Below are 14,057 nucleotides of genomic sequence, written 5' to 3' on the forward strand. Positions count from 1 at the left end.
AACATTTGCCGGTACGCACAAGCAATTTTATTAAGTTGCCGGCACAAACCAGAATCGTTTTTATGCCATTGATCAAAGTAGCTTCCGGAGTGGTGAATCAGACGCCGATGGCGTGGGAGGGGAATACGAAGAACATCATTCATGCAATAAATGAAGCCAGGAAGCAACAGGTCAGCCTGCTTTGCTTGCCCGAATTGTGTATTTCGGGTTACGGCTGCGACGACTATTTCTTTGCACCGGATCTTGTTGAGCAGGCCAAAGAATGTCTGCTTGAAATTGTGCAGGAAACGGCCGGAATGGTTGTGGCTGTGGGCTTGCCGGTTCGGCATAACGGGAGTGTTTACAATGCTGCCTGCCTTATTTCCAACAAGCAGATCCTGGGTTTTTATTGCAAACAAAACCTCGCGAACAACGGCATTCACTACGAAGCCCGGTGGTTTCGTCCCTGGCAGCCAGGCATTGTGGAGTCCATTGAGGTGAACCAAATGCTGTATCCGATCGGGGATGTGCTTTTTGATCTGGCCATTGGTCCTATCCAAGGCGGTACCACTGGTGTGAAAGTAGGTTTTGAAATTTGTGAAGATGGCTGGGTTTCGAACCGGCCCGCGCGCAGACTTTATGAAAGGGGCGTTGATATCATTCTGAACCCAAGCGCCAGCCATTTTGCATTTAATAAATTCATGACGCGCGAAAAGCTTGTTGTAGATGCGTCAAGGGCATTTTCATGCAGTTATATTTATACCAATCTGCTTGGTAATGAGGCTGGAAGAGCGATTTACGACGGCGACGCAATGATTGCTACCAATGGCGATCTGCTGGCGTCGAGCCCGCGTTTCAGTTACGAGGATTTTCTGATTACAACCGCCGTTATCGACACGGAATATACACGCCTGAGCCAGGTGCAAAGTAAGATTACGGTTGGAAATAAAGACCGGACCTGGCGCGTTGGTGGCCGTTTCGATTTCCCCGATATCGATCCCGTTCTTCCGCAGGTTCCTGACATTGAGCCGTTTGAAAAAGGCGGAGCGTTGAAAGAAGAAGAATTTGCACGCGCAGTTTGCCTGGCATTATTTGATTATTTGAGAAAAAGCCGATCAAACGGTTTCACGATCTCCCTTTCCGGCGGCGCGGATTCCTGCGCTTGCACTGCCTTATGCGGATTGATGATCAGGCTAGCAGATGAAAGCATTGGAATGGACCGTTTGAAAGAAAAATTATCCCACATTAAAGACATTCAGTCTGCCAAAACCGAGGAAGATCTGGCTTTGGTTTTGATCCATAACATTTATCAGGGCACAGAGAACAGTTCCACGGACACCCTGGAATCGGCGCAATCGCTGGCGGAATCCATTGGTTCTACATTTTATAACATTAATATCAATGGTCTTGTCGAGACGTATAAAGGCCTTATTGAAGATAAAATTGGTAGAAAGCTTTCCTGGGAGCAGGACGACATTGCGTTGCAGAACATTCAGGCGCGGGTGCGTGCCCCGGGTGTTTGGTTGCTAACCAACCTTTCCAATCATTTGCTATTGGCCACTTCTAATCGTTCCGAGGTTGCCGTGGGTTATGCCACGATGGATGGTGACACGGCTGGCAGCATTAGCCCGCTGGCAGGCATTGACAAACATTATTTGCGGCAATGGCTGCGCTGGCTGGAAACAGCAGGCTGTGAGGTGAAAGGCAAGCACATTAAGATCGAGGGGTTGAAAAAAGTGAACAGTTTGCAACCGACCGCCGAGCTAAGACCGCTTGCCCAAACGCAAACGGACGAGGCGGATCTGATGCCCTATGAATTTCTGAATGCATTGGAAAAACTGGCAATCCGCGATAAAAAATCGCCTTTGGAAGCCTACCGTCATTTACAGGTGCGTTACAAAGGCCTTTACGAGACCGAACAGCTGCTGGCCTGGACCGAGCGTTTCTTTAAGTTATGGAGCCGAAATCAGTGGAAACGGGAGCGTTATGCGCCTTCTTTCCATTTGGATGACCTTAATCTGGACCCGAGAACGTGGTGCCGCTTCCCGATCTTGTCAGGCGGTTTTGAAAAAGAATTGAAAGAATTGAAGGAATATGCTGCTGGCGCAGCCATGCAAAATGGCAGCAAGCGGATTGGTTTTTAACTAATTACAAAACCTGATCCCGGCTTGTACGCCCACCCAGCCATAGGTTCTGCGGGAGTCATCCGGTCTCCCGCAAAGCCAGATGGGGTTCAAGCCTCTTGACTTTTCCGTGTCCATTAAGCCGGAATGTCGGCTGGTTAGCAGGTTGACAGATGGCCCCGCAAATAGCGCGAACCGTTTGCCCAGCTTTTTCTCAACAGCTATCGCCACTTTAAAAAGTCCCGTGTTGACGTCTTCGAGCGGGTCACCCTTAAAAATGACCAGGTTGGCGGTAACATCCGCATTAATTCCCCAGCCTTTGCCCAAATTTTGTGCTGTCCCAAAGCCGTAACCCAATGTCAGGAGCGGTTTGTCATCCATGGTTCCGCTGGTCCCTAGGCTGAAAATATTATAAAATGCACTTACGCCTGTTTTGAAGGCTGTGTTGAAATAGTTGAATTCATCGGTCGAGAACTCGTAGCGGCGGTAACCATTCGTGCGGACGTAGCTGAAAATCCCGAAAGGAGTTGTGGCCGAGGAATCCGCATAGTTGACAAAACCGATCTGATGGCCGCTCCGCACTGTATTTGCATAATTATAACCCGCAGAAAGCTGGTAACCTTCAAGAGTCCCGACCACCACATTGCCGATGCCTGCAATCTGGAAGCCTCTCAAATTTCTGCCAATGTAGTTGATGAAGTTTGTTCCCTGAAAGCCGTGAATGCTTCCTAATGTGATGTTCAGGAAGTTGGCATATTGAAAGCCGGTCACATCCTTGCCGACAATGTTGCTGACCCCAGCCAACTGAAATCCATTCACATTGCCACGCACAACATTGAGCAAGCCGCCAACTGCTAATCTGTTGACACCCAGGGAATAACCGGCAATCAGGTTAATGGAATAATCATTGATAATGTTCCCGCTCAGCTCGTGGTTCGTGCCCAAAAACGGTAAAATTGAAGCCTGGAATTGTTGGTATAAGGTGTCCTCAATGTTGCGGGTGTGAATCGCCTGTTTTGCAGATGCAAACGCGCTCACAACCCGGCTCTGAACTTTGCGATAAGTTGTCCTGAACTTTTCGGATTCCCTGGCCATGTTAAATTCCGGACGGCCGCCCACTTGTCCGATAATGGTGTCAGCTCCGAAATCCGCTTCTGACGCGACCTCAAACTGCGGAATTGCCACTTTGTGATGCAACGAATCTTTGATCGAAACGGCGCGTGCAGCTTTTCTCGAAAGTGGTTTTAATGTGTCCGGATTAAGTTTGATTTGTAAATATTTATCCTCTCTGCTCGCAATTGAAATGGTTTTGCCGATATAATCCTCTTTTCTGACTTCCAGCCGAACGGCCGTCAAAGAAACAGGCAAGCGGATTTTGTAATAACCATATTGATTGCTGACTGCGGACGCTAGCGTGGCCGATTCGTAAATACTCGCATTCGCCAGCTTTCTGCCCGTTTTGTTGTCGATGATATAGCCGTTGAGGTTGAAATTCTCTGGCTTTTCATCTTTTGGGACTTCTATTTTTTGCAGGATAATGTATCTGCGACGTTCTTTGAAGGATACTTTGTCTTTAAAAAGGGTCGTTAATATTTCCCTGACACTCAAATTATTGGCCTGAATAGACACCCGGACCTTAACATCCACCATATCCGGGCTGTAAGAAAAGCTGAATCCCCCCAGATCGCCTATCTTCTGCAACGTTTCATCCAGCGGACGATTGGTAACATTGAGCGTAATCTTTTTTTCGAGCAGGTCTTGCGCAGATGCAAAACCGGCCATTAAAAAAAGCCAGACAAAGAGAATGCTTGTTTTATGTTTGAAAAAACTATTGGCAGCCATTTCCGTCGAGCCAGTAAACCTTTCCTTCTTTTCTCAGGTCAAGATCCAATGTTTCAGCGATGACGGAGAGCGTGGCATCCAATGGTTCTTTTTCGAAACGGATCGTAAGCCTGCATTGCGCGATCTGCTGGTTGGACAGCCGCACATCAACATGGTAACCATCACGAATTGAAGTGATTACTTCGTTCAGATCGGCTGCGTTGAAATCATACACTTGCGTGTGATAACTCAGCATATTCATATTGGCTTCCAGCCCTCTAATCGTGTCGTCCAGCACTTCGGCGCCTTGTCCTTTTATGAGCTGGATCTTTTTGGCGGCTTTGCTAACCTCCACTTTTCCGGTTGAAACATCCACCCGTACCGGCGCTTCTTTGTAAGCCTTTACATTGAATGAAGTCCCCAAAACGCGTATTTCCGTTCCGTTGGCGTTGATCACAAACGGATGCGCGGCGTCCGGCTTCACATCAAAAAACGCTTCTCCCTGTAAAGAAACAGTCCTGAGATCGCCATTGAAATCGGATGGATAAGTTAATGAGGAATTATAGTTCAGGAACACTTTGGTGCCGTCAGGCAGCTCGCTGTCGGTGGTGTTATTAGTTGTTGCAATGCGCTGTGTTTCATCCGATTTGTTGGATTGGAAATGAAACCATCCGAAAGCAAGCAAGGCCAAAGCGACCACTGCTGCCCAAACCTTTATCGGGAGTTTTCGCCTAGCATTGTTTGGAATAAACTCAATTTCACGCGCAGCAGGTTTTGGAATGTCAGGGACGATTGCCGGAGCCGGCTTCGCCATTTTGGCTTTCATCTTGTTCCAGGCTGCGTCCGTATTAACCGGGAAGCTGGTTTTTGCTGCATGGGCAGAATGGTCCCAGATCAGCTTGTAAGTTGCCAGTTCGCGCTCATTTGCAGGCGATTGCGCCAGCCATGCATTCACTTGTTCTATTTCTTGTTCTGAAGCGGTTTCTGCCAGGTAACGTGCTAACAGCTCCTCCGATATGTTTTCATGAGATAGGTTCATGGTTACGATCTGGTTAGCTGTTCAACAATAAGATAAACCGGCCAAAGCATTCCGGGCAGATAATCTGCAAGTTCAATGCGTAATATTTTCAACGCCTTACCAATCTGGTTTTCAACTGTTTTTATTGAAATGCCCAGTTGTTCTGCTATTTCGTGGTATTTCAGTTCTTCGAAGCGGCTGAGCCTGAATGCTTTCTGACACTGTTCTGGTAATGTGCTCACTGCTTTTTCTATTCGTTCTTCCAGTTCATTGGCATGGATCACTTCTGTTACCGATTCGTAAGATTGCGCACCGAAGTTCAATGTGTGTTCCTTATGAACCTGCCTTACCGACGCGTGTTTGAAGCGGTTGAGGCAGTGGTTGTGAACAGCACGATAGAGGTAGGATTTTAACGATAATGTTATTTCAAGATCTTCTCTTTTTTCCCAAATGGTTAAAAAAACAGTCTGTACAACCTCTTCCGACTCTTCCTCATCTTTGAGTAGCGTGCACGCATAATTGCAAAGTCGCTGATAGTAATGTCGGAAAGTCTGCTCAAAGGCTTGTTCGTCGCCCCGCCTTATCGCATTGACAATATCTGGATCGGAAGAGTACACCGAGTTATGTTTTTGATTTTCGGTCAAAAATAAATAATCTCTTTCGATTAATGGTTCCCGATAAAGAAGAGCGGTCGCTATCAAGTTTAATTCGCTTTTTCATATGACAACTGACCCCCTCACGCCCCCCTATGCCAAAAAATTTTTTTTGTGAATAGGGGGACAACGGGGCGTGGTTGTCTTAAACCAAACGCCCTTATTAGCGTTCATTAGCCATATTCATAATTATATTTATTAGCCATGAAACATTTTATTCTTTCCATTACGCTTGCCCTCTTTGCATTCATCATTCAGTCTTGCGTCTATGTGGATTCGCAGGACGACATTCCGCCACGCGGCGAGGGAACGAGAACTTATGATTTCCGCAATTTTGACGAACTCGAAATGGGCAGTGCGTTTCGGGTGAATGTTAAAGCAGGAAGTTCCTTTTCTGTTTCTGCAAAAGGCGAGCTGAATGATCTGGACGACCTCAACTTATTTGTTGAAAGTGGAAAGCTGGTTGCGCGCTACAACAATTCGTGGCGCAACCGCCGGGAGCCGATGTACATTGACATTACAATGCCTGACATTCAAAAAGTTGATTTTTCGGGTGCGGTGAAGGCGAAGCTGGAAGGATTTGAAAACTTGCCAGAGCTTGAATTTGAATTATCGGGTGCGTCGAAGGTGGAGTTTGAAGGCTCAGGACGTGATTTTAAGTTTGATCTTTCAGGCGCGTCTCAGCTCTTCATGTTCGGGGAAGGCAAATATCTGGACGGCGATCTTTCCGGCGCTTCGCAACTTGATGCTTTTGACCTCATTGCCCAGCAATCAGATTTGGAACTGTCGGGAGCCAGCACAGCAAGGGTCTGCGTTTCCGAATTCCTGAAAGTGGATGCGAGCGGTGCCAGCAATGTGCGCTACAAAGGCAATCCGAATGTGGACAAGAAAACATCCGGTAACAGCACGGTAAGGCAGGATTAGTCTACTTGATCATGCCGTATTTCGCTCGCGCCTGGGCTTTTGACATGCCGTCAAAATGCCACCATTCAGTCGTATTAGTGGCAAAACCGGCCTGGTTCATCGCTTTTCTTAAAATCTGGCGGTTATTGATCTGCTGGATTGTCAGCTTTCCCTTTTTCAACATTTCCTGCTCTGAACGGGGATAGGCAAGGGGGCCGAAGAAATCATATTTGGTCCCCATATCCAATGGTTTTCCGTTCTCGTCAACCACAGTCAAATCCACTGCGCAGCCAAAGTTATGGTTAGAACCGATCTTCGGATCAGCGACGTACATTTTCTTATTTTTTGCAGGAATTTTGAGATTATCCAATGCATCCCAAAGCGCATATTGCACGGAATTCGGACGAGCAGCATCGTAAACCAGCAATGTGTAACCGGAGTGATTCTTTCTTAAAAGTGCGTTCGCTTTCGCCAATCGCTTCGCCATTTCGGGTTGTAGATAAGCGCGACTCAGATCTCCGTAAACGTCTTTTCCTACAAAATTGTCGGTTGTGGAATATTTCAATTCAACTTTAATGCTCGGATCCAGCTTTTGAATATCAACCAATCCCTGCCCAATCATTTTCTGTTCAATCGGAGGAATTGTTAATTTCTTAATAGGTTCTTTATCAGGTTTTTGGGCAACACCTGCTATGGAGCATAGAAGCAGGAAGAGAATTAGAAAACGAAACTTACGAGACATAAAAAAATGAATATCGTTGCGATAAGCTGCAAAGATATTCATTTCTATTTTTGGGGTGTATTTAGTAACGTTTGATATTAACGCTGGTCAGGCCGCCTTCGAAGTGGATAATGATCTTCTTGGAGGCGTTGTCAAAATCAGGTGAACGATAAAGGCCGTTGCTGATCTTGTCGAGATCGTCCATGTTTTTTGCATTCAATGCACCATCCATATGCATTTCGCAACCCACAGAACGAGGCAATTCCAGCGTGATGGAAGCAACGCCTGCTTCAATATCAATGTTGGAAGTGGTCATTTTGTCGCCCATTTTAATGTCCATATCAGCAACGCCCGTGCTTACTTTCAGTTTTTCAACTTTGTAATTACTGAAATCAAAGTCGCCTTTTCCAGCGCCTATTCCCAGGTCAATGTTCCAGATCGGCTTTTCATTCAATTGAATTTTTGCCTGGTTGGAAATTTCACCCTCATTGATCTTCACATTGCCTTCCTCCATTTTGAGGTTGACCGTTGCAGAATTATCCAGTTTGTTAATGGACGTGTTGGATAAAAAACCCACCATTGTGCTCTTCGTGTTGGCTTCGAAAAGTTTCTGCGTGTTACCATTCAAGGTAAAAGAACCTGCACCGCCCTCAAGATGAAAATTGGCTTTTTGAATAAAATCTTCCATTTCATACTTGTAATTGCCATTTATCGGCCTTTTTCCATCCCGGTTTTTACGATCGTTTTCATAGTTTTCGTCGTGCTCACCATTGTCGTCCTCGTCGTGATCATTATTATCATGATCATTGTAACCAAAGTTCCGGTCATCGTCATCGTCGTCCCAGTTCCAATCCCAGTTTCCAGCGTGCCTATCAAAGGCTTCGTCAGTTTTGTTGACAATCCCGCCAAACACTGCCAGTGTTATCAGCAAAGCAATCACTCCGCCGAATCCTCTGCTTTCGTTACCCGTTGCAAGTAGTAATGCTCCTGCAATTATCAGTAATACAGGCCAGTAGGGAAGAACCTCGTCCCAGTTAATGTTCAGGAGGTTCATGTTCCGCAGAAGCCAGAGCATTCCAAGTATGACCAGCAATCCACCCCAAACTATACCGCGTGAGTTTTTCATCGTTTTAAATGTTTGAACGGTTGGAAATATCAGAATTCAAATAATTACGCAATAGCAAAAGTGCGCCGGTTGTGATCAGAATTATTGGCCAGAAAAAGCGGCCAAAATCGAATGAGGTCAGTTCTTCAATTAAGAAAAGTGATCCGGCAATGATGAGGATAACTCCCCAGAAAATGTTTCGAAAGTTCATGGCTATGTTTGTTTAATATGTGAAACCGAGATGGTTAATGCGCTTTATATCAATTCACTTTGATCACCTGATCGTCCTCATCATCCGGTTTTTTAGCCTCCGGATCTTCGGGGAAATGGGTAGTCGTCGTGGTTGATGAAGGTGTAAATGGCGTATACGGTTGCGGCTCAGGCTCCGGGGCGATCGGATCCACCGGAGGCGGAGGGGTTGTCGGATACACAGTTGTATTGGTTTGATATTCCTTATCTCTCTGGCGAAGGATCAGAAACGCACCAATCGCGATCAGCACGATAGGCCAGAAATATTGTTTGAATTGATACCAAAGCGGGAAGTCATCAACAAGCATCACCGCTCCGAAAAATATCAGCACACCGCCCAGGATCATCACTGTCTGGTCCGACTTCTTTTTATCCGACACCGGATCCAATGGCCGTGGAGGGTTTGAGTCAAATGATGTGTTGGTTGTGTAAATCGTTTCGACTGGCCCTGTCGGCAACACCGCCCAAAGAATGATGTAAATGAATGCAGTCATTCCAAATGTTGGCGGAATGGGCAGCAGCAACATTACAACGAACAGCACGCGGACTATAACAACATCAATTTGAAAGTATTGAGCAATTCCGGATGCGACTCCTCCAAAAACTGCCTGGTCAGGTATGCGATGCAATTTCTTTTCCATGATTAGCTTAGCGTTTATTTGTAATCAAAGGTAGTAGGTAATGCAAGATACTGCAAATCGGAAAATTATTATCGGCGGGAGGGCGTGTTGAGCGGGTCTTTTTAGTGAGAACTACAAATTATTGACTTTTGGGAGGGATTTTGAGGGCTTATTGTTCTTCCAAAGCTTCAAGAATGTCCATCATGCTGCCGAAATCTTTATAACCCGGGCGGATTTCTTCGCTTCCGCGTAACGCAATGCCAATGTTGGGGAAAAGTTCTGTTAGAGCGCTTACAGTGTATTCATTATCAAGTCCGAAGCCAATCAGGATTGGATATTCGCCAGCCAGGTTTCCCAGGACTTGCATCCAGTTTTCCGTAAGCTCTGCTTCATTGTCACTTTCCAGCAGGAAATGCGACACTTCTCCTTCGTAACGACTTAGTATGGAGTTGATTTCATCGGCTTCGTAAAGGTCAACGCTTATTCTGAGAATCAGCGGGAGGTTCAGTTCGCTTTTCAGATAGTTCAACAGTCCGGGCGCTTCCACTTGCACGGAATGTACGGGATAACTGGCTAATGTCTGAATGATGGCCGCAGGGTCCGTTTGTGCGGTTTCGGCGATCAGGTTCACGCCTGCCAGCCAGGAGCAGATATCTTCGAATTTTTTTGGAGAAATATAATTGGGAGAATCTTCATCAATTGAAAAACCAAGCATTTCAACTCCCATCCCCGCACAATAACGCGCATCGGACAAATTAGTAACATTGCTGATTTTTACTGTTCTGGTAAGCATTGTGGGTATTGTTAATCGTCGATGTCATGAATGTATATGGCCGGCGTGAAGCTGTTCAACGGGAAATATCATATCCCAATCTTCACCCCAAACTATCGTTCCGTTTTCAATCTTAAATTGCTGGAACTTCTTATGATCCAAGTATTTGTCGTGCTGCGGATGCGGATTATTTCGCAAAAAGTCTCCAAAGTCCACAACCTGCTGTTTATTATCATTGAATTTGACTAAAATTTTATACTCAGACAGATACTCAGCAGCGATAACATGAATGGCTAAGGTCATAACCTCTTCGTTATTTTAAGAATTGAAACCTTCTTTTTTAATACAAAAAAATCTGTCCAGCTATTCACAATGACTTCCGCGTAAGCTTCAATTACTTTTTTAGCCTCTTTAAATTGAACAGCTGGTAAAGCTTCAACGCCTGAAACTTCACGCAACCGGACTTCCTTCAACTTGCCTTCTTCGAAGAATATTTCAAATACGGTTTCAAACTCGTTATATGATACATGCACATGAATGGGCAAGTGGTCATTTGAATAGAAATAGAAAACAATTCCGAAATATTCCAGGATTTTAGGCATACAAATCGCATAGTGTGTAAGTCAAAATTACTCAAAAGATTCTAAAAAATAAGGACAATGACTACAAGGCGGTTATGCATCTTGTTGTCATTGTCCTTCTCAAAATAATCCGAGCGCAGTACTACTTAGCCGAAAACCGATATTTCGTTGTCGTCTGATACGTATCCCCTGGGTTCAAAACCGTGGTTGGGAATTGAGGTTGGTTTGGGGAGTCTGGGTAATGTTCTGTTTCGAGGCAGAAGCCAAATCTTTTGACGTAAGTGGCGTTTTTGCCTTTTAATGTTCCGTCCAGGAAGTTACCGGTGTAGAACTGAACGGCGGGTTCGGTGGTGAAAGCTTCTAATTTCCTACCACTTTCAGGATCTGTTGCCGTTGCGAACAAAACCAAGCCTGGTTCTGAGCGTTTCAGCACCCAGCAATGGTCGTAGCCGCCGCCGTTTTTGATCTGCTCGTCTTCAACTTTGTTAATCCCTGCCGAAATTTTAGTAGGCTTTCTGAAATCAAATGGCGTCCCTTCAACAGCACGCAGCTTTCCGGTCGGGATCAACGTCGTGTCAACAGGCACAATGCTGTCAGACTCAATTTGGATTTCATGATCAAGAATGTCCCTTTTCAAACCCGTAAGGTTGAAATAAGAGTGGTTCGTAAGATTTACAACGGTCGCTTTGTCTGTTGTTGCCGTATAATTGATGGTCAATGCATTATTGTTATCCAATGTGTAAACCACTTTTACAGTTAATGTTCCCGGATAACCTTCCTCCATATCCTTACTAACATATTCGAGTTGAAGACCCACAACCGAATCCTGATTGATCTCCGTTGCCTTCCAGATCACTTTATCAAAACCCTTAATGCCACCGTGCAGGGCATTCGGGCCATTATTTATTGCCAGTTTATACTCCTTATCATTCAGCTTAAACTTCCCTTTCGCAATCCGGTTACCATAGCGACCAACCAATGCGCCAAAAAACGGATGACCAGCCAGGTAAGGAGCCAGCGAATCAAAACCCAGCACGACATCAGCAAATTCGCCGTTTTTATCCGGAGCAGTCAATTTGGTAATAATGCCGCCATAATTGGTAATGTTGACCGTCATTCCCTTTGCGTTGGTAAGCGTGTAAAGGTCCGCTTCCTGGCCATCGGAAAGTTTGCCGAAAGATTCTTTTGAAATCGTACTGATCATTTCTTCTTTGTTTGATTTGGAGCAGCTGAAAAGGTAAAAGCTGGTCAGCGCGGTGAGTAAAAGGAATATCTTTTTCATGTCAGTGGTTAAAGGTTTGCCTTAGAATAGTTTTGCAAATTCAAATAATCTCTTCCGTGCCTGTGGTAATTTTTACTTTATAGCAAGGCAGGTCAATCTGATATTCTTCCTGGTAAGCTGCTTTCATTTTTTGTTCAAAAGCATCAACTGCATCTTTTTTAACGAGATTAATGGTGCAACCGCCAAATCCGCCACCCATCATTCGGGCTCCCAACACGGAAGGATCCGCTATCGTCTGGTCTACCAAAAAGTCAAGTTCCGGGCAGCTTACTTCATATTCGTGCTGTAATCCCTGATGCGTTGCGTACATTTTTTTGCCAAAATCTACCAGATTTTCTTCTACGAGCAAATCGCAAGCATCCTGAACGCGTTGAATTTCTTCTGTGATGAACTTGCATCTGCGGTACACAATGTCTCCCAGTTCATCCTTATGTGTTTCAACCAATGCCGGAGTCGCGTCTCTAAGACTATGCACTTCCGGATAATATTTTTGCAGGATTGCAGTGCCTTTTTCGCATTCAAGGCGGCGTGTGTTGTATTCCGAGCTGGCCAGGGAATGTTTGACGCTCGTGTCACAAAGCACCAAAAGATAGTCCTGCATCGGAAACGGGAAATATTCGTATTCCAATGAGCGGCAATCGAGCCGGATCACGGATTCTTCTTTACCGAATGCCGAAGCAAACTGGTCCATAATGCCGCATTGCACGCCAACATATTCGTTTTCGGCCTTTTGAGACATTTTTACAATGCTGAACCGGTCAAGACCCAGCTCATACAATTCATTCAATGCAAATAAAAGGCAGCATTCTAATGCCGCTGAGGATGATAGCCCTGCGCCTACCGGCACATCTCCGCCAAAGGTGGTCTGGAAACCGCCTATTTTAAGTCCTTTTTTATAGATCTGCTCAATAATCCCCAACTGATAATGCGGCCAGGATTGCGCTGGTTTGGAAAGATCTTCAATAGAAAATGAATAAGTTTCATCCAGATCGGCTGCGTGTAAAATGACCTGATCGTCTTCTCTTGGCTCAATCACAAAATACACTGCTTTATCCACACTGGCTGGAAGCACAAAACCATTATTATAGTCTGTATGCTCGCCGATCAGGTTAATTCTTCCGGGCGAACGAAAAGTCCTTACTTGTTCAGGATTTGAGGTTTCACCAAACTTTTGGAAATACTTTTCCTTTATTTTTTCTACTATATCTGATTGTTGCATTAATCTTCTGATCTGATGATGGCTTAATAACCTTTGCGCAGGTCCACTTCATTGACAATATTTCCTCCATTCTCCATTGCAAAAATGTTATTAAGGAATAAATCCACTTTTCCCATATGCTCGTTACTGTGCCCACCGCCCGTGTGTTGCGTAAGGATCACATTTTCCATAATCCAAAGCGGGCTGCTTTCCGGCAAAGGCTCAATTTCGGTCACATCTAAAACAGCGCCATCCAGGTATCCGGATTGAAGCACGTCGATAAGTGCATCTTCGTCCGTTGTGCTGCCTCTGCCTACGCTTGCGTACACGCTGCGTTCTTTCATTTTGGAAAAGAATGTCTGATCAACAAAATGCTGCGCAGTTCCGGGAAGCGTGTTGATCACCAGGTCTGCAAAAGGCAGTTCAGTGAAAAGTTCTTCTTTGCTATGCAGGTCGGCCTCGCGAGAAGTACGGGCCATTAAATGCGTGGTGCAGCCAAATCCTTTCAAAATCGCATTGACAGCCAAACCGATTGTCCCTGCCCCCAAAATGACCACATTCTGCTTATAAAGGATTTTCAGCTCCGCCCTAAGCTTTGCTCCGATCCATTCTGATTTTTGTTTGAGCAATGTCAGTGTGTCCAGTCCGCGGTATAGTGCAAGGACGCCGCCCACGATGGACTCGGCACAGGGACGCGCAAACCAATCACCCATATTGGCCACTTTCACACTTTCATTAATGGTTACAGATGCATATTGGTCAAATCCAGCCGAATCCAGCTGCCAGAATTTCAAATTATCGGAAGCATTGGAAAACCATTCAACCGGCGGGTTCCCAAGAATATAATCTGCTGTTTTAAAGGCTGCCAGGCTTTCGTCCACAGTCGTCGTCTCGGTACGAAATTGAAGGTTATGATGGGGCTGCAGTGCTTCACTGAGGTTATTTCTCAGCGATTCATCCAGCAGGGAATAACAGTATATGGTCATTTGCTGTTTTAGTTTTAAAGAAGTAAAGTAAAGAGTTTTACCTGTG

At 45.4% G+C, this 14,057-nt stretch carries 15 protein-coding genes; 2 read left to right on the forward strand and 13 right to left on the reverse strand.

The features are described 5' to 3' along the window. Positions 1-62: 62 nt before the first annotated feature. A complete protein-coding gene (nadE, locus tag NFI81_RS24345) occupies positions 63-2,123 on the forward strand; it encodes an NAD(+) synthase (protein ID WP_234616090.1) in 2,061 nt (686 codons plus the stop codon). On the opposite strand, the gene NFI81_RS24350 is transcribed toward nadE, so the two are convergent. The 3 genes from NFI81_RS24350 to NFI81_RS24360 are packed head-to-tail and all read right to left on the reverse strand — an operon-like array spanning position 2,124 to position 5,558. Then, positions 2,124-3,944 (reverse strand): STN and carboxypeptidase regulatory-like domain-containing protein, encoded by a 1,821-nt coding sequence (locus tag NFI81_RS24350; RefSeq protein WP_234616091.1) that lies wholly within the window; start codon positions 3,942-3,944, stop codon positions 2,124-2,126. Continuing rightward, positions 3,931-4,962 (reverse strand): FecR family protein, encoded by a 1,032-nt coding sequence (locus NFI81_RS24355; RefSeq protein WP_234616092.1) that lies wholly within the window; start codon positions 4,960-4,962, stop codon positions 3,931-3,933. Before NFI81_RS24355 ends, NFI81_RS24350 begins: the two co-directional genes overlap by 14 nt. Before the next feature lie 2 nt (positions 4,963-4,964). Beyond that, entirely contained in the window at positions 4,965-5,558 is a 594-nt protein-coding gene (locus NFI81_RS24360; protein ID WP_234616093.1) for an RNA polymerase sigma-70 factor, read from the reverse strand. Between the two features lie 240 nt (positions 5,559-5,798). Here NFI81_RS24360 and NFI81_RS24365 point away from each other — a divergent pair, with 240 nt between their 5' ends. Continuing rightward, the gene (locus tag NFI81_RS24365) at positions 5,799-6,518 is read left to right on the forward strand and encodes a head GIN domain-containing protein (RefSeq protein WP_234616094.1); all 720 of its coding nucleotides are present in this window, start codon (positions 5,799-5,801) and stop codon (positions 6,516-6,518) included. 1 nt (position 6,519) lies between these two features. On the opposite strand, the gene NFI81_RS24370 is transcribed toward NFI81_RS24365, so the two are convergent. From NFI81_RS24370 to NFI81_RS24415, 10 genes are all read right to left on the reverse strand, one after another. Then, positions 6,520-7,239 (reverse strand): M15 family metallopeptidase, encoded by a 720-nt coding sequence (locus NFI81_RS24370; protein WP_234616095.1) that lies wholly within the window; start codon positions 7,237-7,239, stop codon positions 6,520-6,522. A gap of 61 nt (positions 7,240-7,300) precedes the next feature. Further along, the gene (locus tag NFI81_RS24375) at positions 7,301-8,344 is read right to left on the reverse strand and encodes a toast rack family protein (RefSeq protein WP_234616096.1); all 1,044 of its coding nucleotides are present in this window, start codon (positions 8,342-8,344) and stop codon (positions 7,301-7,303) included. Between the two features lie 4 nt (positions 8,345-8,348). Beyond that, positions 8,349-8,534 carry a LiaI-LiaF-like domain-containing protein gene (locus tag NFI81_RS24380; protein ID WP_082215718.1) on the reverse strand — a complete coding sequence of 62 codons (186 nt, stop codon included), beginning with the start codon at positions 8,532-8,534 and terminating at the stop codon, positions 8,349-8,351. Between the two features lie 49 nt (positions 8,535-8,583). Beyond that, on the reverse strand, positions 8,584-9,213 hold the full coding sequence (locus NFI81_RS24385; RefSeq protein WP_234616097.1) for a PspC domain-containing protein: 630 nt from the start codon (positions 9,211-9,213) through the stop codon (positions 8,584-8,586). A 148-nt stretch (positions 9,214-9,361) separates the two neighbouring features. After that, positions 9,362-9,985, reverse strand: coding sequence for a hypothetical protein (locus NFI81_RS24390; RefSeq protein ID WP_234616098.1), 624 nt, complete (start codon positions 9,983-9,985; stop codon positions 9,362-9,364). Positions 9,986-10,009: 24 nt separating this feature from the next. Continuing rightward, positions 10,010-10,267 (reverse strand): DUF2442 domain-containing protein, encoded by a 258-nt coding sequence (locus tag NFI81_RS24395; protein ID WP_234616099.1) that lies wholly within the window; start codon positions 10,265-10,267, stop codon positions 10,010-10,012. After that, positions 10,264-10,566: a DUF4160 domain-containing protein gene (locus NFI81_RS24400; RefSeq protein ID WP_234616100.1), complete on the reverse strand. Its 303-nt coding sequence runs from the start codon at positions 10,564-10,566 to the stop codon at positions 10,264-10,266. The genes NFI81_RS24395 and NFI81_RS24400 overlap by 4 nt, the downstream gene beginning before the upstream one ends. Positions 10,567-10,687: 121 nt before the next feature. Further along, positions 10,688-11,827, reverse strand: a complete 1,140-nt coding sequence (locus NFI81_RS24405) for an aldose epimerase family protein (RefSeq protein WP_234616101.1) — start codon at positions 11,825-11,827, stop codon at positions 10,688-10,690. Positions 11,828-11,867: 40 nt separating this feature from the next. Then, positions 11,868-13,046: a galactokinase gene (gene galK, locus NFI81_RS24410; RefSeq protein WP_234616102.1), complete on the reverse strand. Its 1,179-nt coding sequence runs from the start codon at positions 13,044-13,046 to the stop codon at positions 11,868-11,870. 23 nt (positions 13,047-13,069) lie between these two features. Next, positions 13,070-14,011 carry a D-2-hydroxyacid dehydrogenase gene (locus NFI81_RS24415; RefSeq protein ID WP_234616103.1) on the reverse strand — a complete coding sequence of 314 codons (942 nt, stop codon included), beginning with the start codon at positions 14,009-14,011 and terminating at the stop codon, positions 13,070-13,072. Positions 14,012-14,057: the final 46 nt, after the last annotated feature.

The organism is Dyadobacter fanqingshengii, from assembly GCF_023822005.2.
GTDB lineage: Bacteria > Bacteroidota > Bacteroidia > Cytophagales > Spirosomataceae > Dyadobacter > Dyadobacter fanqingshengii.

Bases quoted from the DNA above. Each gene is read 5' to 3' on its own strand.
- NFI81_RS24365 (WP_234616094.1), top strand. From the start codon at position 5,799: ATGAAACATTTTATTCTTTCCATTACGCTTGCCCTCTTTGCATTCATC.
- nadE (WP_234616090.1), top strand. From the start codon at position 63: ATGCCATTGATCAAAGTAGCTTCCGGAGTGGTGAATCAGACGCCGATG.
- NFI81_RS24415 (WP_234616103.1), bottom strand. From the start codon at position 14,011: ATGACCATATACTGTTATTCCCTGCTGGATGAATCGCTGAGAAATAAC.
- NFI81_RS24370 (WP_234616095.1), bottom strand. From the start codon at position 7,239: ATGTCTCGTAAGTTTCGTTTTCTAATTCTCTTCCTGCTTCTATGCTCC.
- NFI81_RS24390 (WP_234616098.1), bottom strand. From the start codon at position 9,985: ATGCTTACCAGAACAGTAAAAATCAGCAATGTTACTAATTTGTCCGAT.
- galK (WP_234616102.1), bottom strand. From the start codon at position 13,046: ATGCAACAATCAGATATAGTAGAAAAAATAAAGGAAAAGTATTTCCAA.
- NFI81_RS24400 (WP_234616100.1), bottom strand. From the start codon at position 10,566: ATGCCTAAAATCCTGGAATATTTCGGAATTGTTTTCTATTTCTATTCA.
- NFI81_RS24405 (WP_234616101.1), bottom strand. From the start codon at position 11,827: ATGAAAAAGATATTCCTTTTACTCACCGCGCTGACCAGCTTTTACCTT.
- NFI81_RS24385 (WP_234616097.1), bottom strand. From the start codon at position 9,213: ATGGAAAAGAAATTGCATCGCATACCTGACCAGGCAGTTTTTGGAGGA.
- NFI81_RS24350 (WP_234616091.1), bottom strand. From the start codon at position 3,944: ATGGCTGCCAATAGTTTTTTCAAACATAAAACAAGCATTCTCTTTGTC.
- NFI81_RS24395 (WP_234616099.1), bottom strand. From the start codon at position 10,267: ATGACCTTAGCCATTCATGTTATCGCTGCTGAGTATCTGTCTGAGTAT.
- NFI81_RS24375 (WP_234616096.1), bottom strand. From the start codon at position 8,344: ATGAAAAACTCACGCGGTATAGTTTGGGGTGGATTGCTGGTCATACTT.
- NFI81_RS24355 (WP_234616092.1), bottom strand. From the start codon at position 4,962: ATGAACCTATCTCATGAAAACATATCGGAGGAGCTGTTAGCACGTTAC.
- NFI81_RS24380 (WP_082215718.1), bottom strand. From the start codon at position 8,534: ATGAACTTTCGAAACATTTTCTGGGGAGTTATCCTCATCATTGCCGGA.